The following is a 22,002-nucleotide window of genomic DNA, read 5'->3' as shown; positions in this document are numbered from 1 at the left end:
TAGAAGGTGGAGGGATGTATAATTGGTAAATAAAAGTAAGGGGGAATGATGGAATGATTTCAAATATTGGAGAAACGATCACCTTACATAATGGAGTTAAAATGCCACAGTTGGGTTTCGGTGTATTTAAAGTGAAAAACGGCAATGAAACGGTTGAGTCGGTCAAGAAAGCGATTGAAGTTGGATATCGTGCGATCGATACGGCGGCCATTTACGAAAATGAAGAAGGTGTTGGTCAGGCGATTCGTGAATGCGGCGTGCCTCGTGAGGAATTGTTCATTACATCTAAAGTGTGGAATACAGAGCAAGGATACGAAACGACGCTCCAGGCATTTGATGATAGTTTAAATCGCCTTGGGTTGGAATACTTGGATTTATACTTGATTCACTGGCCGGGAAAAGATAAATATCTGGAAACCTGGAGGGCTTTGGAAAAGCTTTATAAGGATGGAAAGGTGAAATCAATCGGTGTAAGTAATTTCCATGTTCATCATTTGGAAAATTTACTTGCAAACAGTGAAGTGAAGCCGGTCGTCAATCAAATTGAATTGCATCCACTTTTGACCCAAGTCGAAATTCGTGAATACTGTGCAAAACATGAAATAAAGGTAGAATCTTGGAGCCCGCTAGGAAGAGGGAACCTATTGGAAGAACCGACAATTAATCATATAGCGAAGAAGCATGGGAAAAGTTCAGCGCAAGTGTTGATTAGATGGCATCTGCAACATGATCTAGTTGTAATACCTAAATCGATTACGTCGTCCCGTATCGAAGAAAATGCACAGGTATTTGACTTTTCATTAAGCTTGAATGAAATGAATCAAATAGATGCCTTGAACAAAAATGAACGGTTTGGCAGCAATCCCGATGAACTTTTGTTCTGAGAATGCTGCAAATAATAGAAGGGTGTCCCGATAATGGGGGCATCCTTTTTCTTTTTCCTTTATGAACATAATTGAGACAGTTACTGCTTATACTAACAATGTGACAAAGTTAAGCATATGGTATACCCGTTTAATATGTCTTATAATCCTGTTTTTGTTGCCAAATATTTTTTAAAAAAATTAGGTTTTAGATTATTTAAACGGGGAAAATAATGAGTACAGCGGCAAACAAAAAGAAAAAATCACTAACATGAGAATTGTCCAATCAGTTACTCAAGGGCTATAGCTAGCTAACTTTACCCAATAACTAAAGCATTCACATTCATTAGATATCGTGCTAATCGGCATCATACCATTTGAATGTAAAAGTTAAAATAACTGAAAAATGGCATGACAATATGGAAGTGATTTGATTTCTTGGAGTCTGCTGCAGAAATGAAAAAATAACTAATTTCAAGGAGGAAATATATTATGGGATTTTTATGGTCATTAATTATCGGAGGTATCATTGGTTGGTTAGCAGGTATGATCGTTGGACGTGACGTACCATTTGGAATTATCGGTAACATTATCGCTGGTTTTGTTGGTGCATGGTTAGGTTCATTAATTCTTGGGAACTGGGGACCTTCAGTAGCAGACTTCGCTATAATTCCAGCATTGATTGGTGCAATCGTATTTGTCTTCATCTTAAGCCTTATCTTAAAAGGCATGAGAAAAGCTTCATAAATACAAAAAATAAAGCTGGCCCAAGTGGCCAGCTATTTTTTATGCGAAATGAACGGATTGCTTCCTACATGTAGATAATCCGTCCCGCTGAAAAAAATATGAGCGACAATTCGAATAAATTAATGAAGAAATAAGAACACCGTTCCGAAATGGAACGGTGATTTCTGTTTGGATTATATGTGAACATTGAATATTTCAGGTTCATCAATGAAAGGAGCTTCAACGATCATTTTTTCTTCTGAAATGGGGTGGATGAATTCAATTTTCCTTGCATGAAGGGCTTGACGTGGAAATGTACTTTTTCCGCCATATAAGGCATCTCCGGCCAATGGGTGGTTCAAATGACTGAAGTGCACCCTGATCTGATGGGTTCGGCCGCTTTCCAGGGTGCAGCTGACGAGCGTCAAGTTGTTCTTGAGATCGCGGTTGAGCACCCGATAGTGGGTGACTGCCGTCTGGCCTGTAGGGGAAACCCTTCTTCTCGTGGCATGGTGGCGGTCGCGGCCAATTTTTTCTTTGATATCGCCTTCGTCTCTTTTAATGTTTCCTTCGACTAAAGCTAGGTAAGTCCGCTTGATCTCCCTTTCTTCCAACATTCTATCCAGCATGGACCCAATAAGGCGGTTTTTGGCAAAAAGGACGGCACCGGTGGTATCTTTATCAAGCCTATGAATATGCTTGATCATACAGGTCTGGCCGGTTTTTTGAAGATGGTGCGCGACACCATTGAGGAGGGAGTGTGCTTCATCCGGCTGAGAAGGATGGGTATCCATTCCAGCCGGTTTATTGGCTATCAACAACACATCATCTTCATATAAGATGGAGATTCCTAAGTCTGCCGCTTGTACTGTTTCATTTTCAGCGTGATCCAATAAGGGGATGCTGATCGTATCTCCTTCATTAAGGATAGTTGACCATGGGACGGAATTCCCGTTCACTGTCACTTCTTTACTCATCCTCCATTCATGCACTAATTTCTTTGGGGCCTTCCAAAGCTCCCTAAAAAGCTTTTCAATTGTTAATCCATTCCAACTTTGGAGAACATCAATTATTAAATGTTGGTTAGTTATTCTGAAATTTTCCAATAAAAACTCCTACTTTCGACTGCTTTGGTTTTTTATTAAATGAAAAAAATATATAATAATTAAGAATTAGTCATGAAAAAGGTAACCTTGGACCTATTGCTGAAATTTCCGTGGTGGAAATTACCACATATTTTTTACAATTTTTATGTTATTCTAGTGGGAAAGAAATCGCTTGTCCTAGAATATACATATAATTGATAGGTCTAACGGATCTGAAAAAAGGTGGTTTTTTTAGTGAAGACGGTCTTTTCTTCAACGGAAGAACAAGAGCAAGAAATAGCGAGTCTCGTTACTCGTTTCTACGAATCTGTATTTCCAAAATACTTTACGGAAAGTGAAATCCTTCATTTTCGCGAGATTGGCGTTTTAGAGCCCAATCAAAGTTCAGTTACTTACTTGGCAACATTAAGAGACGCATTTCAAGTAATGGCATGTCTTCAAGTCCTTATGTCGATATTAGACAAACAAGAGAAAGAAGATTTTATGGAACCTGAATCTGAAGAATTGTTCCAACATAACATCACTCTATTGAATGAATGCGGAATATTCTTCCCCTTTTATTATGACCATTTTTCAAGTATAAACCAAGAAGCGAATAATGAGATGCAGATGATGGACATCCAGGTGGCGAATCAATATTTAGTATAAGGCAAAAAAAATGAGCCGGCTATAACGGGAGAAGCATTTCCGTTAGGGCCGGCTCATTTTTTCCATCTTTAATTAATATCGTGGTCCTTGAACCATTTCTCGAACGTTTCCTCATCATGATAGCCAACGATCCGTTCTTGTTCTTTGCCATTATTATAGTGAACGATGGTCGGGGTCTTTTTGATGCCATAATCGCTCCATCCTTGTTCAAACTCCAAAAGATTGAATTGAACAAGATCAATACCCAACTTCTCGGCCAAAGGTGCTACGACTGGTGTGGTTTTTTGACTGGTTGAATTCGTAGGACTATAGAAATAAACGGTCACGTCTTTACTATCTTGGAGGTCCTTCTCTAACTCTACAGGAAGGATCAAATTTTGATAATTGGGGTCATCCAGCTGATCGACAGTGGCAGGTTTAAGCTTATCCTTGCCGTATGGATTTCCTTTTGATTTCTCTTCTTTTTTCATGTTTGTAAAAACGCCCAGCAGGACAAAAAGGGCGACGATTATCACTAAAAATATAGCCATTTTCTTCATTAAGCTGCAACCTCCTTGGATCTTGTCCATACGATGTAAATAATAATGACGAATGCAGTCAAGGCTAGAACGTGATGGTGATGAAACCAATACGTTTATATATTGTCCTGTACATGGAACCCTTCCTCATGTAAGGGTGTGTTCGGGAAAGAATGAAACCTTTGCAAAATAATGATACGTGAAAATGTATGCACCGATGCTGTTACTATCCTGGTATAAAAGCAAATCCAATGATCCTATCGAATGATTGCAATTCCTAAAATGATCGTAAAAGGATACGTCGCTGATACCAACAGAGCGCAAACGGTTCATTTTGCTTAATTTCAGAGAAATAAAAGCTTCCAAACATAGCAATGATGGAGCAGCCAAGGCTAAAGTTAATAGGTTTTCCCCATTGCAAATAGTCTTGTTCATGGTCCCTCTTCCCCATCTCTTTTTACTCTCATGAAAAGTATAGTATGTATGGACGGGGTCTGTAAAATATATATTCTTTTTATCGGGCATTGAGAATGGTTTTTATCCATGCAATTTTGAAATCCATGGGTAGGTTCAGTTGTTTTAATTTTAGAATAAGGGGTATAATTCTTATGGAAGAGATTAAAGGAGTCTGAGGAAAATGCCTAATTTGGACCTGCATAAATATGAAAAAATAATGGAAATACGTAATATGAGGCTAGGAGACATAGATGAAATAATTGCTTTGCAGTCGAGTTGCTTTCCTGGAATGGTTCCCTGGAAGCGAGATCAGCTTGAGAGCCATCTGGAGATTTTTCCGGAAGGACAGTTCGTGGCTGAATATGATGGAAAAGTGATTGGCTCATGTTCCAGTCTCATTATCAATTTTGACGAATATGATGATCGCCATACATGGGACGACGTAACAGATGGTGGGTACATCACTAACCATAATCCGGACGGTTATAATTTATATGGAATCGAGGTCATGGTCCATCCTGAATTCCGCAGGATGAAAATTGGCCAAAGACTATATGATTCAAGGAAAGAACTAGTTGCGCATTTGAATTTAAAAAGCATCATCATCGGGGGAAGGATCCCCAATTACCATAAACATGCGGATGAGCTGTTACCAAGGGAATATGTGAAAGAAGTGCAATTGCATAAAATATATGATCCGGTTCTTTCGTTCCAGCTTTTAAATGGGTTCACGCTTATGAGGATCAATCCGAATTATTTGCCGGATGATCTGCAATCGAATAAGTATGCTACGCTCATGGAGTGGAATAACGTCGATTATCAGCCGAAAACAAAACGTTATTATAAAACATCAGAACCGGTACGTATCTGCGTCGTGCAATACATGCTGCGTAAAATCGATTCATTCGAAGACTTCGCTAACCAAGTCGAGTATTTCACCGATGTTGCTTCGGATGCTAATGCTGATTTCGCCGTGTTCCCGGAATTGTTCACCACCCAGCTGATGTCTTTCTTGAATGAAAGGTCACCAAGCTTGGCTGTCCGGAAGCTGTCGGATTTCACCGAGCAATACATTGAATTGTTTACCACGTTAGCTGTAAGGTATAACGTCAATATCATCGGCGGTTCCCATTTCGTCAAAGAAGACGATGACAATATCTATAATATTGCCTATTTATTCCGTCGCGATGGGACGATTGAAAAGCAATATAAAATTCATATCACACCGAATGAAAGAAAATGGTGGGGTATTAACGCAGGTGACCGCGTTCGTGTCTTTGATACGGATTGTGGAAAAATTGCCATACAAATTTGTTATGATATTGAGTTTCCGGAACTCGCCCGGATTGCTACCGACATGGGAGCCAAAATCATATTCACTCCATTTTGTACAGAAGACAGGCAAGGCTATCTGCGAGTTCGTTATTGTGCCCAGGCCCGGGCCGTGGAAAACCAAATTTACACCGTCATTTCCGGAACGGTCGGAAATCTTCCGCAAACGGAAAATATGGATATCCAATATGCCCAATCGGGAATCTTTTCTCCATCGGATTTCGAATTTGCGCGTGACGGCATAGTCGGGGAAACCAGCCCGAACCTTGAGATGGTCCTGATTGGCGATGTCGATTTGGAAATCTTAAGGCGGGAGCGTCAGTCTGGTACTGTAAAGCAATTGAAAGATCGACGCCATGATATTTACCATCTGCATTATAAAGATGGCCAAAAATAAAGAGGTATACGAGCTCGTGATGTGAAGAATGCTGGATTCGGTTCTTTTTATTACGAGCCTTTACTTCATTTATTGGAATAAATGTGATAATTTTGTATATGTAAGGCAGATACATAATAATTACAAATATGAGGCGTTTGGGAGGAGATGTTGGAGATGGACTGGAAATCTTTATACACCACTTGGGCAGGGTACCAGAATTTAAATGGGGAATTACGTGTCCTCCTAGATGAAATGCAGCAGGATGAAGCACAACTTGAAGATGCCTTTTATAAAAATTTAGAGTTTGGAACAGGCGGAATGCGCGGGGAAATCGGAGCGGGAACGAACCGGATGAATCTTTATACTGTAAGGAAGGCAACGGTTGGGTTGGCTCAATATATCTCTTCGTTTGGGGAAGAAGCGAAAGGAAGAGGGGCTGTGATCGCTTATGATTCAAGGCACAAGTCCCCGGAATTTGCACTCGAAGCAGCTAAGACCTTGGCAACGTTTGGGGTGAAGGCTTATTTATTCGATGAATTGCGTCCAACTCCAGAATTGTCATTTGCGGTTCGCGAGCTGAATGCTTTTGCTGGAATCGTCATCACGGCAAGCCACAATCCGCCTGAATATAATGGTTACAAGGTTTATGGGTCAGATGGGGCACAATTGCCTCCGGAAGCGGCGGATCAAGTGATTAGCTACGTGAATGCCATTGAAAATGAGCTTGAAATTCAGGTTGAAGAAGCTGAAGTCCTTAAAGGGCAGGGCCTCATCAAAATGATTGGGGAGGAAGTGGATGCCTCATATAATCGCGCGTTGCTTACGGTTCCCGAGAACCCGCAGCTTGCCGAGGAAATAGATGTGTCAATTGTCTTTACGCCGCTTCATGGAACGGCAAATAAATCCGTCAGGCGGGCACTGCAAAGCTTAGGGTATCAAAATTTGCATATCGTTAAGGAGCAGGAATTGCCAGATCCTAATTTTTCAACAGTTCAGTCTCCAAATCCGGAGGAACCAGCTGCATTTGAAATGGCCATCGAGCTTGGTAACAAGGTGGAAGCGGACCTATTGATAGCAACGGACCCAGATGCCGACCGGCTTGGAATTGCCGTGAGAGACGAGATGGGCCAATATGTTGTCCTGACTGGAAATCAAACAGGTGCCCTTTTCCTGGATTATTTACTGTCCCAGAAAAAAGAAAAAGGGAAGATTCCTCAAAATGGAGCCGTCTTAAAAACGATCGTCACTTCAGAAATCGGGCGTGCGATTGCCGAGTCATATGGCTTGAAAACGGTTGATGTACTTACCGGGTTTAAGTTCATCGCCGAGAAAATAAATCAGTATTATGAAAGCGGGGAAAGCAGCTTTTTGTTCGGATATGAAGAAAGCTACGGTTATCTGATTAAAGACTTCGCGCGTGATAAGGATGCCATTCAAGCTGCAGTGCTTGCTGTCGAGGTCTGTGCCCATTATAAAAAGCAGGGATTGACCTTATATGAAGGGTTGCTGAATGTGTTTGAAAAGTACGGCTTTTACTTGGAAGGTTTGCGTTCATTGACTTTAAAGGGCATTGAGGGAGCGAAACAGATTTCTGGAATATTGAATCAATTCCGTCAAAATCCTCCTTCCCGAATAGCTGGCATTACAGTTGTCGTTGAAGAAGATTACCAAAGCAGCAAGAAGCGCACATTACTTTCAAATGATGAGGAATTGATCGAGCTTCCGAAATCAAATGTATTGAAGTATTTCCTTGAGGATGGTACATGGGTTTGCCTGCGTCCTTCAGGCACTGAACCGAAAATTAAGTTCTATTTCGGTGTCCAAGGTAAATCAATGCAAGAAGCTGAGTCCAAGTTATCAGGAGTCATGGAAGATTTCATGAGCAAGATTGAAGCACTGGTTTAAATGTATGAAAGCTAAACGAAAGACTTATTCGGTCTTTCGTTTTTTTTGATTTTTAGTTGCATGAAGAATCAAAATTCTAGGAAATTCCGTTTCGGTTTTGGTATACTGTATTGGCGACTGATCTCGGAAAACATCGGGAATAATGGAGGTTTAATTCATGAAATTAGTAATCATTAATGGTTCACCACGTAAACAGGGGCGTACGGGGATTGCCTCACGCTACATATCCAAGAAATACGGAGCGGAACTTATTGATTTAAGCAATAGCGAAATCCCTTTATATTCAGGTGAAGGTGAGCAATATCAACTGGAAGTGATTCAAGGTCTTCGGAAAAGCATCGAGGAAGCTGATGGCGTAATCCTGACAACTCCGGAATATCATGGTTCCATGAGCGGAGCCTTGAAAAATGCCTTGGATTTTCTAAGCAGCGAACAATTCACCCATAAACCAGTAGCTCTATTGGCTGTCTCCGGCGGAGGAAAAGGCGGGATCAATGCCTTGAATTCCATGAGGACAGTGGGTCGAAGCCTTTATGCAAATGTGATCGCCAAACAATTGGTTCTGGATCCGCATTGCTTCGATTACGAAAACGATGGTTTATTTGAAGAATCTGCGGTACTTGTAGAAGGTATGATTGATGAGCTTAAAATGTATGCAACGGCATATGTTACAATGAAAAAATGATGAAATGAGGGTCAGGTATTTACATACCTGACCCTTCCTTGTTTTTATAGGGTTTCACCAGCCAAAGTTAGATCCCCGAAAATCAATCCTCTTGTATAAATTTTCCCGTTTTGCAAAAACTATAGTTGATTTTAGCTTGGAAGTTCACTTAAATAATCACTTGTTTTTTCAGCTGCATGATCCAGATAGCGAAGCAGTGCATACAGCTGGGATTGAACGATTTGATAATCATGCTCAAACCTGTAAGCGTGCAAAAAATGTTCTATTTTTTTTGAAAGAAAGTGATCTTTCGTTCGAACCATCAATACTAACAAGCTGTCCCAATCAGAACGGTGCGTGTGAAACAATGCCTGATCATAATCAGCAATCCTCATGTTCTTCTCCCCCTTATTAAGGAGCTATTTGTATTTTGTTCAGAAATGACAGAACCTTTCCTTACAATAAGTGGTGATGTATTTGGACCGCGCTTGTTGCTTTTTACCTGAATAAAAATAAAAGGTGAGTACATGAGAAAAATAATGGTAATTGGAATATTGGTGATTCTTTTTTTCCCTGAACCATCGCTGGCGGCAGAAGTGTATTCCCCTGAACAGATGGAAATGGATCTGCAAGGAATCCAAAAGCAGTATGAATTGGACGTTCAAATAATCGGGCAAACTGAAAAGGGAAAAAATATAAAGGCAGTCAGGTTAGGAAAAGGAAAAAGATCGATTTTGCTGGTGGGATCACATCATGGACGTGAATGGCTCAGCTCCAAACTTTTAATGCGCATGCTTGAAGAGTATGCAGCCGCTTATCGAGAGGGCAAATCTGTTGGAGAATATCAGGCGGAATCATTGGATGAGGTGAGCATCTGGTTCATCCCGATGCTGAATCCAGATGGCGTCAGCATCCAGCAAGGAGATTTATCCAACTTAAATGTTTTTGAAAAGGCTGCGGTATGGAAAATGAATCGATATAGCAGGAATTGGTCCCGGTGGAAAGCCAACGCTAAAGGCATTGATTTAAATAGGCAGTATCCGGCTGGATGGAAAGAAGTCATGAGTCATGAAACAAAACCGACGTATCAATTTTATAAGGGACGACAACCACTTGAAGCAGCTGAAGTAATAGCGCTTACGGATTTCACGAAAAAGATCGATCCCCTTATTGCCGTTTCCTATCATACATCAGGAAGGGAAATCTTTTGGCATTACAATAATGAACGGGAAAATATGGCGAGGGATTATGGCATTGCCAAAAAAACTGCCGAATTAACTGGATATGAACTGACCTATCCGGAAAAAGAAGCGGTAGGAAGCGGATATACGGATTGGTTCATAACTGAGTTCCGCCGCCCGGGAATGACGATTGAACTTAGTTATTTAGTGGATGAAACCAATCCGCCATTAACTGTGTTTCCTGAGGAGTGGGAGAGGAATCGATTAGTTGGAATCATGCTTGTAAAAGAAGCGAAGCAGCTGCATAACAACTGAATAATTTTACATAATAATACTAACCGGAAATTATGAGGAGGAAAAGATTTTGAAAAAAGTCATCGTGATGCTAATGGGGATTTTTTTGATGATGCAAGCAGGGGCCTTTTCAGCACAAGCCCAAAAACCCGATTACGAAAAATATGGAAAGATTGCGATTACAATAGTGCAGGCAGATTATCCTGAAGTTGAGATTAACGATTACCAATATAAGGGCAGAAAAACAGTAGCGAAAAATCTAGTCGAAGACGATTTCAGATTTTTGGTCGAGAATAAAGGTCAGAAGTTCAGTGTCATCGTGACTGTACAACATGATTTGAAAAATGAAAAATTACTTAGTTTGAAGGTCACAGAACAAAAAGGAAAGTGATACAGAACAAACGGAAAACTTAAAGGATACATTAAAGAACATCTTCACCTCGAGAAGATGTTCTTTTCTGATTTTGTTTAAAGGTTGTCCGGAAAATGGCGGATATCGTATGAGCTGCCAGTGGGAAATGATGCCAGCCGTTCAGCTTCCATGAAGTTTTCATTGCATTTATGAGCAGCTAACAAGTATAGTTAGTATCAGATTGAAACAATAAGCTTGATTGTAGGGGTATTAGAAAATGAGAAAGTTTAAGAAAGTTTATGTTGAAATTACGAATATATGTAATTTGAAGTGTAATTTTTGTCCTAGCTCCAGCTTGCAAAGGACCCTGAAATTCATGGATCCTGAAGGTTTTACGGAAGTTATCAAGAAAATCAAACCACATACCGATCATATTTATTTTCATCTGATGGGTGAACCGTTTTTAAATAAAAATTTGGGTACATTCCTGGATATCAGTGCTGAAAATGACCTGAAGGTTAATATTACAACGAACGGTACTTTGATTCAAAAGGTCAAAGACAAGCTGCTCTCCAAAAAGGCTCTTCGGCAGGTGAATATTTCACTTCATAGCTTTGAGGCAAATGATACGAGCAATAGTCTTGACTCTTATGTCAGTAATATTGCCGATTTCATAAATGAAGCAAATGAAAAAAGTGAAGTGATTTGTGCCATACGTTTATGGAACATGGATACGGCTGAATTAAAAGCGAGCAATGGCCTGAACGACGATATTCTGAGCATGCTTGAGGAAAAGCTTTCATTGGATATTCGCTTAAGTGAAGCTCTTCAGCAAAAGAATAATATAAAGTTGAGGGACCGGGTTTATATAAACATGGCCGAAAAATTCGAGTGGCCGGAATTGGACCGTGACATTATCGATGAAAATATTTTCTGCTATGCTCTAAGAGATCAATTAGGCATCTTGGTGGATGGTACAGTCGTACCTTGTTGCTTGGATAGTGAAGGTAAAATACCGCTGGGAAATATATTCGAAACATCACTTGAAGACATTTTAAATGGTGAACGGGCGAAAAATATGTATGACGGTTTTTCGAGAAGATGTGCAGTTGAAGAATTATGCAAACGATGTGGCTATGCAAAGCGTCATAAAAAATAAATGAAGGAAAACCACGGAGTACATCTTCGTGATTTACTGTAGGCAAACTCGATGAAAACTCAGTTTGCCTGCAGTTTTTTATTTTAAAATGTTCAGTTGATTTCAGAAATCCGCTCCCTTTCCACCGGCTGTCTTGGGCTGTTGACGCCATTTATCGACCTAAACCACACCGTATTCGACCGTTGAGGCACAGTATTCGGGCCGTTCACGACTTTTCTTCGATCTTCACTTCACTATTGGGACTCTGAACCCCATTTTGCCGCCAAACTGAAACCATGGAGTCCACCTTCGTAGTTTTTTTTGTGCTTGAATCATCGCCTTCTTTTTTATTAAAAATTCAGAATATTATTGTTTTATTAAAAGTACCGTGATAAAATACTCTCTATTATTGATGAAGTGAAAACTTCATATTGTCATATAAAAAGTTTTGGATTCATATCTTGCTTCAGAGGGGATGTTTTATGGATTTACAGCAAAAAGTTAAAGAAGTATTCCCAGCTTTATCTACTGGTCAAAAAAAGGTAGCAAAATACTTGTTAGTGCATTCACATACATTTGCAGTCACTTCAGCTCAAAAGCTCGGAAAGGATATTGGAGTGAGTGAAACGACCATCATCCGCTTTTGCTATTCATTAGGGTTAAGTGGATATGCTGAGCTTCAAAAGCTTATTCGCAATCAGTTGATATACGAGAGCAGCAGTTTGAATGAATATCATTCTTCAAAACTTGAAGCGGCGAGTCAGCCAAACTTCATGGCTCAAGTGATGGGGCAGGATATCACCAGCATCGAAAAGACAATGAAAAATTTATCAAATGAGGATTTCTCCAAAACAGTCGATCAATTGGCGGCAGCTGACAATGTTTTGATATCCGGACACCGTTTATCATTTTCGGCAGCACATTGGTTAACCTTTACACTTAGGCTTGTTAGGGAAGAGGTTCATTTATATCGGCCTGATACTGATGATATATTTTTACTGTTGAATAAAATGACTGAAAATTCCGTTTTTGTAGCCATTTCATTTCACCGCTATGTAAAAGAGACTGTGAAAATAACGGAAATGGCCAAAAAAGCGGGTGCATTTGTAATTGGGGTTACGGATTCCGAACTTGCTCCGATAGCTGAATACACTGACATTTTACTGCCCATTTCAACACCAAGGACTTCCACGATCGATACGGCACCGGTGTTATTTTCATTATTGAATAGTTTAGTAGCTGGTGTATCGATTAAGGACGAACAGGGTTTCAAAAAAAGAAAAGCTATATATGATGCGTTCAATCAAGACGATTATTTCTTTTGAGGTAAAACTTCCACCAGTTTGGTAAACAAGCGAATAAATCGGGATACAAGGGGGAGACAGAAATGGATATCACGCAATCTATCGAAAAATTAAGGCCGCGGATACTCGATATCTTTGACCATTTACACGCAAATCCTGAAACGAGTTGGAATGAAGTGAATACAACAGCTTTCATTTCAAATATTTTAACGGAGAATCAGTGTACGGTGAAAACATTCGAGGACTGTACAGGAGTGATTGGGGAAATCGGGAATGGGAATTTTACGGTCGGGTTACGATCGGATATCGATGCACTTTGGCAGGAGGTGCATGGGACGTTTCAAGCCAATCATTCCTGTGGACATGATGGTCATATGACCTTGGCACTTGGTGTATTCTTGGTATTGAGGGAAATGGACTTTCGTCCTAGAGGGAAGCTGAAGTTCATTTTTCAACCTGCTGAAGAAAAAGGTACGGGCGCCTTGAAGATGATTGAGAAAAAAGTATTGGATGATGTCGATTTCCTTTATGGAGTGCACTTAAGACCGGTTGAGGAGGTGAAGGATGGGCAAGCGTCGCCAGCCATTATGCATGGAGCTGCTCAGTTCATTAAAGGTGAAATAGCGGGAACTGATGCGCATGGAGCCAGACCGCATCAAGGACAGAATGCCATCGAGATAGGAGCGGCATTCATCACTTTGTTAAATGGTATCCATCTCAATCCGTCCATCCCTTATTCCGTAAAAATGACGCAGTTTTTTGCTGGCGGCGAAAGTTCCAATATCATTCCTGGGAGAGCCACTTTTTCACTGGATTTACGGGCACAGGATAATGCAGTGATGGAGGAGCTCACCAAAAAAGTGGAAAAGGTTGCAGAATCTTTGGCCATTGTCCATGGAGTCGAAGTGAAACTCGAACCGGGAACCTGTGTTGCTGCAGCAACGGTGAACGATCAAGCCCAGGAAATAATGTCTGAAGCGATAGCCGATACACTCGGGGAGGAAAATCTGGTAGCGCCTGTCATAACAACCGGAGGAGAGGATTTTCATTTTTATACGTTGAAAAGACCTGAACTCAAAGCGACGATGCTTGGATTGGGCTGTGATTTGGCTCCAGGGCTCCATCATCCGAATATGACGTTCAACAAAGATGCTTTGTTATCGGGGATCGAAATCCTGGCCAAAGCCATCATACTGACTTTCAAGAAATATGGAGATGGGGGCCACTTACATGACTGATGAATTAATCATTAAATCCCTATCCACACTTGAGGATTTACAAGAAGTGCAGCGACTGGAAGCCCTCGTATGGGGCATGGATTGCGTTCCTATCCATCAGACGATTACGGCAGTCAAAAACGGCGGGCTTGTTTTAGGCGGCTATATCAATGGCGAGTTAGTCGGGTTTCAATACAGTTTCCCGGGATTCAAGGACGGAAGGGCATATCTTTGTTCACATATGTTAGCCATCCATCCGGACCATCAAAAGAAGGGCTACGGCAGATTACTTAAACTTGCACAAAAAGAAGAAGCACTCAAAAAAGGCTACGACTTGATCACATGGACGTATGATCCATTGGAAAGTGTGAATGCAAACTTGAATATCGGTAAGCTAAAAGCTGTTTGTTCTACATATATGGAAGATTGTTATGGAAATATGAAGGATACCCTCAATGAAGGACTGTCCACTGATCGATTCATAGTGGAATGGAATATACGGCAGGAAGCTAAGGAAGAGATTCCGCTTCCTGATAAAGCCATACACATCGTAACGACAGCAATGAATGACCAAGGCTTTCCTTACATCAAGGATTATCATTTCGAAACCAATGCCAAGGTGATTGCCATACCCATTCCGACGGATATTCAACAAATCAAAAAGGCTGATCTTCGCCTTGCGATTGATTGGCGGTTAAAAACCGGTGAATTATTCAAAGCTTTTTTTGCCAAAGGATATGTTGCAGCCGGGATCGAACGGGAACAAGGTGAAAACATTCAAAACTATATATTAAAAATACAAGAATAAGAGGGGAATCGGGATGAAAATAACAGAAGTGCGTTTACGTCATTTAAATATGGATTTGGTAGCTCCCTTTACAACAAGCTTTGGGACGTTTGTGGATAAGGAGTTCATTCTTGTGGAAGTGAAAAATGGAGAAGGGCTTTCGGGCTGGGCTGAATCTGTGGCGTTTTCAGCACCTTGGTATAACGAAGAAACCATAAAAACCAATTGGACCATGCTGGAGGATTTCCTGATTCCGCTTGTATTGGATAAAGAAATAGAGCATCCCCGTGATGTATCGGATATGTTCTCGCATATTCGTAAAAATAATATGGCAAAATCGGCAATCGAGGGAGCCATCTGGGATTTATATGCGAAAGAAATGAATATTCCATTAAGTATGGCTTTAGGCGGAAAACTGGAAAAAATCGATGTTGGAATCAGTATCGGCATCCAAAAAACGGTTCCTGAATTACTCGAGAAGATAGAAGCTGGATTGAAGGATGGGTATAAAAGAATCAAAATGAAAATACAACCAGGTTGGGATGTAGATGTAATCAGGGAAGTACGCAATCGATATCCCGATGTTCCGATCATGGCGGATGCAAACTCGGCTTACCGTCTGAAAGACATCGAATTACTGAAACAACTTGATCAATTCGATTTAATGATGATCGAGCAGCCCTTGTCATCGGATGATATTGTCGATCATGCCACATTACAAGCGGAAATCAAAACACCGATTTGCTTGGATGAAAGTATACATTCCGTCGAAGATGCAAGAAAAGCCCTTGAATTGGGAAGCTGTAAAATCATTAATATTAAGATCGGCAGGGTTGGCGGTTTGACGGAAGCAATGAAGATACATGAATTATGTAAAGAAAGGAATGTACCGGTTTGGTGCGGAGGCATGTTGGAGTCTGGTGTGGGGCGTGCCCATAATATCGCATTGACAACACTTGAAAACTTCACGATGCCTGGTGATACGGCAGCATCGGCGAATTATTGGCATAAAGACATCATCCAACCGGAGGTTACAGTGGAAGATGGGGTCATAACCGTTTCAAAGGCGGCAGGCATTGGCTATGAAGTCGATTATGCTGCGGTCGATGAATTCACTTCCTATAGTAAAAGATATACAAATAAATTAGAGTCGGTATAAAACAACCTCCCAGTTTCATGGATATCAGTACGTTAACTTGAAGCTGGGAGGCAAGTAAAGAACAGGATCATGGTGAAAGGGAAGATATTTCTTTTAAGCTGAATTATCAGAATAATCATATAATTAGGGTGGTATTTGATATGAAAAACAGTATAAATCTTGCAGGAGCATATATTGGTATCATCATTGGAGCAGGTTTCGCTTCAGGACAAGAAGTATTACAGTTCTTCACGAGTTTTGGAATCTACAGTGTATTGGGAATAGTGGTGGCTACAGCATTATTCGCGTTTTTAGGCATGCAAGTTACCCAGTTGGGGAGCACTCTCCAAACACGCTCCCATAAAAGCATCATCGATCATATTTGTGGCCGTTATATAGGCAGGGTGGTCGATATTATCATCACATTTTTCTTGTTTGGCGTTACAGTCATCATGATTGCCGGTTCCGGAACGATTTTTGAGGAACAATTCGGGATTCCAAGTATAGTCGGTGCAATCGTCATGACGGTGCTCACGATTGGTACGCTTTTACTTAATGTTAATAAAATAATGTCCATCATTAGTGCCATCACACCGTTTTTATTCGTTATCATGATCATTATTTCAGGTTATTCATTTTTCACATCCGATCTAAGTTTCAATCAAATCATTTCATCTTCAAGTAAAGGAACGGCTGCAACCGGGAATTGGGTGATGGGTTCATTACTTTATGTTTCATATAATATGACTGCCGGAATTGCCATGCTAGCCGTAATGGGAGGGACCTTCAAGAATAAGAAAGAGGCTGGTATGGGAGGAATTCTAGGAGGTATCGGTTTGGGGATCCTGCTATTCTTGATCAATTTGGGGATGATGTCCGACTTGAAGGGCATAGAAGGCTCAGGAATGCCTACCCTTCATTTAGCGAATCAGATTTCTCCATGGTTGGGATATATCCTATCAATCATCCTTTTAGGAATGATTTATAATACCGCTGTCGGGATGCTGTATGCATTCACCGCAAGGCTCGTGCCTGCCGAAACGAAACGCTTTAAAATATCCGTGATTATGGTCGGGATACTCGCCTTTCTTGCAAGTTTCGTTGGCTTTATAAAATTGGTCGGGACGGTATATCCAGTCACAGGATACTTAGGTTTTGTCATCATTGCAGCGCTCATCATTTCCTGGGTCCGTTCTAAAACGAAAAAAGAGGCTGTGAATACGGAATTCGCGAAATTTTAATTTCAAAGGAACTGAGTGCATAACTGCAAGAAACTTTTGGTCTGACATCTTCTTCATGGAGGTGTTTTTTTTTCTGTTATCGAAGACCTTTCTCATGATCACGGCATTTTTCCTCCTTTTTTTCATACATTAGTTTAAAGGCGAAAGACAAGGGGGATATCGGATGAATGAAGCGGAGCAAAAGGCTCTGGAATATGCCATTAGTGAAATTACCGAAATAGCAACAGGGTTCGGGTTGGATTTTTACCCGATGCGTTATGAAATTTGCCCTTCAGAAATCATTTATACATTTGGTGCCTATGGGATGCCTACCCGTTTTTCTCATTGGAGCTTTGGGAAGCAATTTCATAAAATGAAGCTGCAGTACGACTTTGGATTAAGCAAAATCTATGAACTGGTCATTAACTCTGATCCTTGTTACGCTTTTCTGCTGGACTCCAATTCACTTGTACAAAATAAATTGATTGTTGCCCACGTTTTGGCGCATTGTGATTTCTTTAAGAATAATATACGTTTCAATAATACTAAGAGAGATATGGTAGAAAGTATGTCGGCAACGGCAGAAAGAATCCGTGAATATGAAATCCTGCATGGTAAAAAGGAGGTGGAGACCTTCCTTGATGCACTTTTAGCCATTGAAGAACATATCGATCCGTCGCTGATGAGACCAAAGCTTGCCTGGACGATGGAGGATGAAGAAGAAGAAGAGGAAATAAAACCGACAGCCACAAAATACGATGATTTATGGGACCTTGATAATAAGGATAAACCGAAGATATCCAACATTAAAAAAAGAAAAAAATTCCCGCCAAGGCCTGAAAAGGATATTATGCTTTTCATAGAACAGTACAGCAGGGATTTAACCGATTGGCAACGGGATATCATGACGATGATCAGGGAAGAGATGCTGTATTTCTGGCCGCAGCTGGAAACGAAAATCATGAACGAAGGCTGGGCATCCTACTGGCATCAGCGCATAATCCGTGAATTGGATCTATCCTCAGGGGAAGCCATTGAATTCGCGAAACTGAACGCAGGCGTGGTTCAGCCATCACGGACCAGCATCAATCCTTATTATCTCGGCTTGAAAGTGCTTGAAGATATTGAAGAACGCTATGATAATCCAACCGAAGAAATGATCAGGCTGGGCGTCAAGCCTGGATCTGGCCGGGAAAAGATGTTCGAAGTCAGGGAAATCGAATCGGATATTTCCTTTCTCCGCAATTATTTAACGAAAGATCTGGTCATGCGGGAAGATATGTACTTATTCCAAAAGCAGGGCAAGGATTATAAAATCGTCGATAAGTCATGGGAACATGTTCGTGATCAACTCGTCAGTATGAGGGTTAACGGCGGATTCCCCTATATCACAGTAAATGATGGGGACTTCATGCGCAATGGGGAACTTTATCTAAAACATTGGTATGAAGATATTGAACTGGATCTGAAATATCTCGAAAAAGTCATGCCATATATCTATCAGCTCTGGGGCCGCCCTGTGCATATGGAATCAGTCATGGAAGGAAAAGAAGTCCTGTTTTCCTATGATGGAAAAGGTATTCACCGGAAATATTTATAAAGCAGAAAAAACTGCCGGACACTCGGCCGTTTTCTTGTTTCTGTCTCATTAAGAGTAGCTTATCTAACAGGGGATGTCGAGAGGGCAAAAGAAGTGCGCTTGCAACTTCCTGAAACAGGAGTTTGCAGTGTGAATCTCGCATCCAGTTGCTGCGACTCTGATATTCCTCCAACTGAAACAATCGATAGTTCTTGCTGCGGCAGACCTGTTCCAGTCAGGTTGGATATTAAAAATAATTCTAGTTGTGAATGAAATAGAAGACCAGTCTGAAACCAGGCTGGTCTTTTTACATTAAACTTTGATGCACATTAAATTATTTTCGGATAGCGGACTACTTGTTGTGTCTTCTTTTTCCATATGGAACCCGCACCCATTCGTTCCATAACAAAAGGAGCCTTTTCCAGATCCTGATTAGATTGTTTTTCAAATTAACCCTTTAAAACTTTGAATGGTTCCCGAACTTTTTAAGCAAATTCCAGTGGTGGTTCGATTGATTCAAAATGCATATACATGGCTCTAGGGTTTTCAAACAACCAGTGATTATGAACCGCTGTTACAATAATATCCCTTTTTCTTAATTTCGTTAACAATGGATTTACCTCGACTTGAAGTAGAACCGTTTCACCTAGATTTAAGAGCATTTCCTTTACTATCTAAATTCTCAAAGGTGAAAAATTGAGGGTTTACCAAGGTGAATTCGTTCTCCTTCCAAGTATTTTAAATGGTATGTCTCTAAATCTTTGAACTAGACATATTCCGTTCATAAAACGTGCATCACCGTCAAGAATCCTTGCAAATTCACTACATAAATCCCTTTTTGAGTCCTTACCCATAATACTCACTCCTTATAAAAACCAATTGTACCCTTAACTAATCTGATTTTAATGTATGAGAGTCGATTATTTAAGATAGGGCAAATGAGCTGAAATAACAAACCTTAATGGGTCATTTCATAAGGCTCTTTTCGTAAAGATTGTTGTTTTTAAAACAAAACGATTTAAGGTTGATTGGAGCGGAAGTGCGAGACTCCTGCGGGAGCAGTGGGACAGGTGAGCCCCCACAGGCGTTTACGCCTCCAGATGCTCACCGCCCGCCCCGCGGAAAGCGAGCATCTGGAGGGGAAATCAACCACACCGCACTACTTGGTAAATAGCAGTAAATAGCAACAAAGAATGCGAAATCAGCCTTTCATAAAAACACTTACTTATTTATATATAGTAAGCACGATATCTTTTCTTTTTTAATTTTTTGACACGTAAAATTGTGCAAACCATTTATAAAAGAATTTCTCGAACTTTGATTTCAATGTTCCTGCCCCGTTAGTTCATCAAGAAAATCAACAACACCCTTTATGAAACATCTATTAAGCAGACTGAATTTTAAAATTATATCGTTGAATATTTATCACTTGATTAAATAAGAATATGCTTATACAATGATAATGCATAATCACATAAGCATATACTTATTTACTTTGTGCTAGGAGGGATGAAAAGCTATGAATGAAGCGCTGGATTTGGAAACCACGGCAAACATTCTTAAATTACTAGGTGATAAAACCCGTTTGACCATGATTAAGATCATGGATGAGCATGAATGCTGTGTCTGTGAATTTGTGGACCTATTCGAGATGAGCCAGCCAGCTATCAGCCAGCATTTACGAAAGTTGAAAGATAGCGGGATCGTGAATGAAGCGAGGAGGGGACAATGGGTTTTTTATTCGTTAAACCCGTCTTCTTTCTATTACACATTTATTCAGACGGTCATCAAGGATTTGCCAAGTCAAAACTTTAAATTAGAAAACTTAACAGCACAAGGAAAACGGATTTGTTGTGACTAACTAGGAGGTACTACTTCAGTGGGATCGGTTATTTTGGCAGTTATCATCTTTTTATTAACACTCATTCTCGTCATCTGGCAGCCGAAGGGATTGTCAATCGGATGGTCAGCATGCGGGGGTGCCGTACTTGCCTTACTCGTTGGGTTGGTTGACTTTAACGATGTAATTGCCGTTACGGGTATTGTATGGAATGCGACGTTGGCTTTCATTGCTATTATCATTATTTCTTTGATTTTAGATGAAATTGGATTCTTTGAATGGGCAGCTTTACATATGGCGAGAGCCGCCAAGGGAAATGGAGTAAGGATGTTTGTCTATGTAAGTATCCTTGGTGCTCTTGTGGCTGCTTTTTTTGCGAATGACGGAGCAGCTCTCATTTTAACTCCGATAGTATTGGCGATGGTTCGAAACTTGAAGTTGGAAGAGAGAATGATCTTCCCATTTATCATCGCAAGTGGGTTTATTGCCGACACTACATCCTTACCGCTTGTGGTAAGTAATCTGGTCAACATTGTTTCTGCTGACTTTTTTGATATCGGGTTTATTGAGTTTGCATCTAGAATGATCGTTCCCAACCTGATTTCATTAGCAACAAGCATCATGGTATTATATTTGTACTTTAGAAAAAGCATTCCGAAGAATTATGATATGGCTCAATTGAAGAAGCCAGTGGATGCCATTCGTGATGTGAAAATGTTTCGCCTGTCTGGGATTGTTTTAGGTGTTCTGCTGGTTGGCTATTTTATCAGTGAATTTTTCAACATTCCTGTATCCATCATTGCAGGCATTGTCGCCATCTTCTTCCTCATGATGGCTAGAAGGAGTCCAGCGGTCAACACGAAAACCGTTATCAAAGGCGCACCATGGGCAATCGTCTTTTTCTCAATTGGGATGTATGTAGTGGTGTACAGTCTAAGAAATGTTGGCTTGACGAACGTATTAACGGATTTGATCCAAGTTACCGCCGATCAAGGATTATTTGTAGCAACAATTGGAATGGGCTTCATCGCTGCCATTCTGTCATCACTTATGAATAATATGCCAACCGTTATGATTGATGCCCTTGCCATTTCCGACACCCATACAACAGGCGCAATCAGAGAGGCCCTTGTTTATGCAAATGTCATCGGTTCGGACTTGGGCCCGAAAATCACTCCAATCGGTTCTTTGGCTACGTTATTGTGGCTGCATGTCCTTTCATTAAAAGGCGTGAAAATCTCATGGGGAACCTATTTTAAAACGGGTATCATCTTAACCATCCCAACATTGTTCATCACATTAGTTGGCTTATATGTATGGTTGCAAATCATTCATTAAACACTTACTTACAAAGA

The 22,002-nt window shown here is 40.6% G+C and carries 21 protein-coding genes and 2 pseudogenes; 18 read left to right on the top strand and 5 right to left on the bottom strand.

The window, feature by feature from the left end; genetic code table 11:
* Positions 1-53: 53 nt before the first annotated feature.
* Together ACFVS1_RS16930 and ACFVS1_RS16925 are read left to right on the top strand one after the other, a co-directional pair.
* Positions 54-884 (top strand): aldo/keto reductase, encoded by an 831-nt coding sequence (locus ACFVS1_RS16930; protein ID WP_387548936.1) that lies wholly within the window; start codon positions 54-56, stop codon positions 882-884.
* Between the two features lie 471 nt (positions 885-1,355).
* Complete coding sequence (locus ACFVS1_RS16925) at positions 1,356-1,610, top strand: GlsB/YeaQ/YmgE family stress response membrane protein (protein ID WP_170946860.1); 255 nt, start codon at positions 1,356-1,358, stop codon at positions 1,608-1,610.
* 173 nt (positions 1,611-1,783) lie between these two features.
* Here ACFVS1_RS16925 and ACFVS1_RS16920 read toward each other — a convergent pair whose 3' ends face one another.
* Entirely contained in the window at positions 1,784-2,695 is a 912-nt protein-coding gene (locus tag ACFVS1_RS16920) for an RluA family pseudouridine synthase (RefSeq protein ID WP_352922397.1), read from the bottom strand.
* Between the two features lie 234 nt (positions 2,696-2,929).
* Between ACFVS1_RS16920 and ACFVS1_RS16915 the strand changes: the two genes are divergently transcribed.
* Complete coding sequence (locus tag ACFVS1_RS16915) at positions 2,930-3,343, top strand: DUF5365 family protein (RefSeq protein WP_387548934.1); 414 nt, start codon at positions 2,930-2,932, stop codon at positions 3,341-3,343.
* Between the two features lie 68 nt (positions 3,344-3,411).
* Here ACFVS1_RS16915 and ACFVS1_RS16910 read toward each other — a convergent pair whose 3' ends face one another.
* Positions 3,412-3,882, bottom strand: a complete 471-nt coding sequence (locus ACFVS1_RS16910) for a thioredoxin family protein (protein WP_352922391.1) — start codon at positions 3,880-3,882, stop codon at positions 3,412-3,414.
* A gap of 126 nt (positions 3,883-4,008) precedes the next feature.
* Positions 4,009-4,296 carry a hypothetical protein gene (locus ACFVS1_RS16905; protein ID WP_387548932.1) on the bottom strand — a complete coding sequence of 96 codons (288 nt, stop codon included), beginning with the start codon at positions 4,294-4,296 and terminating at the stop codon, positions 4,009-4,011.
* A 202-nt stretch (positions 4,297-4,498) separates the two neighbouring features.
* On the opposite strand from ACFVS1_RS16905, the gene ACFVS1_RS16900 reads away from it, so the two are divergent.
* The 3 genes from ACFVS1_RS16900 (at position 4,499) to ACFVS1_RS16890 (ending at position 8,618) form a co-directional block, all read left to right on the top strand.
* Complete coding sequence (locus ACFVS1_RS16900) at positions 4,499-6,046, top strand: GNAT family N-acetyltransferase (RefSeq protein ID WP_352922385.1); 1,548 nt, start codon at positions 4,499-4,501, stop codon at positions 6,044-6,046.
* Positions 6,047-6,202: 156 nt separating this feature from the next.
* The gene (locus tag ACFVS1_RS16895; protein ID WP_387548930.1) at positions 6,203-7,933 is read left to right on the top strand and encodes a phospho-sugar mutase; all 1,731 of its coding nucleotides are present in this window, start codon (positions 6,203-6,205) and stop codon (positions 7,931-7,933) included.
* 157 nt (positions 7,934-8,090) lie between these two features.
* Positions 8,091-8,618: an NADPH-dependent FMN reductase gene (locus tag ACFVS1_RS16890; RefSeq protein ID WP_352922379.1), complete on the top strand. Its 528-nt coding sequence runs from the start codon at positions 8,091-8,093 to the stop codon at positions 8,616-8,618.
* 131 nt (positions 8,619-8,749) lie between these two features.
* Here the strand turns inward: ACFVS1_RS16890 and ACFVS1_RS16885 are convergent, their stop codons facing one another.
* Positions 8,750-8,992 carry a YhdB family protein gene (locus ACFVS1_RS16885; RefSeq protein WP_048689737.1) on the bottom strand — a complete coding sequence of 81 codons (243 nt, stop codon included), beginning with the start codon at positions 8,990-8,992 and terminating at the stop codon, positions 8,750-8,752.
* A gap of 132 nt (positions 8,993-9,124) precedes the next feature.
* Here ACFVS1_RS16885 and ACFVS1_RS16880 point away from each other — a divergent pair, with 132 nt between their 5' ends.
* The 10 genes and pseudogenes from ACFVS1_RS16880 to ACFVS1_RS16835 form a co-directional block, all read left to right on the top strand.
* Complete coding sequence (locus tag ACFVS1_RS16880) at positions 9,125-10,093, top strand: M14 family zinc carboxypeptidase (protein WP_387548928.1); 969 nt, start codon at positions 9,125-9,127, stop codon at positions 10,091-10,093.
* Between the two features lie 49 nt (positions 10,094-10,142).
* A complete protein-coding gene (locus tag ACFVS1_RS16875) occupies positions 10,143-10,463 on the top strand; it encodes a DUF3889 domain-containing protein (protein ID WP_352922373.1) in 321 nt (106 codons plus the stop codon).
* A gap of 238 nt (positions 10,464-10,701) precedes the next feature.
* Positions 10,702-11,583: a radical SAM/SPASM domain-containing protein gene (locus ACFVS1_RS16870; RefSeq protein ID WP_318291002.1), complete on the top strand. Its 882-nt coding sequence runs from the start codon at positions 10,702-10,704 to the stop codon at positions 11,581-11,583.
* Positions 11,584-12,044: 461 nt separating this feature from the next.
* The gene (locus tag ACFVS1_RS16865) at positions 12,045-12,887 is read left to right on the top strand and encodes a MurR/RpiR family transcriptional regulator (RefSeq protein ID WP_387548925.1); all 843 of its coding nucleotides are present in this window, start codon (positions 12,045-12,047) and stop codon (positions 12,885-12,887) included.
* A 68-nt stretch (positions 12,888-12,955) separates the two neighbouring features.
* Positions 12,956-14,104 carry a M20 peptidase aminoacylase family protein gene (locus ACFVS1_RS16860; protein WP_387549410.1) on the top strand — a complete coding sequence of 383 codons (1,149 nt, stop codon included), beginning with the start codon at positions 12,956-12,958 and terminating at the stop codon, positions 14,102-14,104.
* The gene (locus ACFVS1_RS16855) at positions 14,097-14,891 is read left to right on the top strand and encodes a GNAT family N-acetyltransferase (RefSeq protein ID WP_387548923.1); all 795 of its coding nucleotides are present in this window, start codon (positions 14,097-14,099) and stop codon (positions 14,889-14,891) included. Before ACFVS1_RS16860 ends, ACFVS1_RS16855 begins: the two co-directional genes overlap by 8 nt.
* A 13-nt stretch (positions 14,892-14,904) precedes the next feature.
* Positions 14,905-16,029, top strand: coding sequence for an o-succinylbenzoate synthase (gene menC / locus ACFVS1_RS16850; protein ID WP_387548921.1), 1,125 nt, complete (start codon positions 14,905-14,907; stop codon positions 16,027-16,029).
* 140 nt (positions 16,030-16,169) lie between these two features.
* The gene (locus tag ACFVS1_RS16845) at positions 16,170-17,249 is read left to right on the top strand and encodes a YkvI family membrane protein (protein ID WP_352922361.1); all 1,080 of its coding nucleotides are present in this window, start codon (positions 16,170-16,172) and stop codon (positions 17,247-17,249) included.
* Between the two features lie 163 nt (positions 17,250-17,412).
* Positions 17,413-18,828, top strand: a complete 1,416-nt coding sequence (locus ACFVS1_RS16840; protein WP_352922360.1) for a SpoVR family protein — start codon at positions 17,413-17,415, stop codon at positions 18,826-18,828.
* Between the two features lie 54 nt (positions 18,829-18,882).
* Positions 18,883-19,080: pseudogene (locus ACFVS1_RS16835) on the top strand (flavoprotein); the annotation flags it as partial.
* A 212-nt stretch (positions 19,081-19,292) separates the two neighbouring features.
* Here the strand turns inward: ACFVS1_RS16835 and ACFVS1_RS16830 are convergent.
* Positions 19,293-19,661 (bottom strand): annotated as a pseudogene (locus ACFVS1_RS16830) (DUF1259 domain-containing protein).
* Positions 19,662-20,326: 665 nt separating this feature from the next.
* Here ACFVS1_RS16830 and ACFVS1_RS16825 point away from each other — a divergent pair.
* Positions 20,327-20,668 (top strand): ArsR/SmtB family transcription factor, encoded by a 342-nt coding sequence (locus ACFVS1_RS16825; RefSeq protein WP_352922358.1) that lies wholly within the window; start codon positions 20,327-20,329, stop codon positions 20,666-20,668.
* Between the two features lie 18 nt (positions 20,669-20,686).
* Positions 20,687-21,985, top strand: coding sequence for an arsenic transporter (locus tag ACFVS1_RS16820; RefSeq protein WP_387548918.1), 1,299 nt, complete (start codon positions 20,687-20,689; stop codon positions 21,983-21,985).
* The last annotated feature ends 17 nt before the right edge of the window (positions 21,986-22,002 follow it).

This window comes from Peribacillus sp. NPDC058075, from assembly GCF_042885195.1.
Classification (GTDB): domain Bacteria; phylum Bacillota; class Bacilli; order Bacillales; family DSM-1321; genus Peribacillus.
Note: the sequence above shows the minus strand (reverse complement) of the source record. Positions and strands in the feature narration are given on the sequence as shown.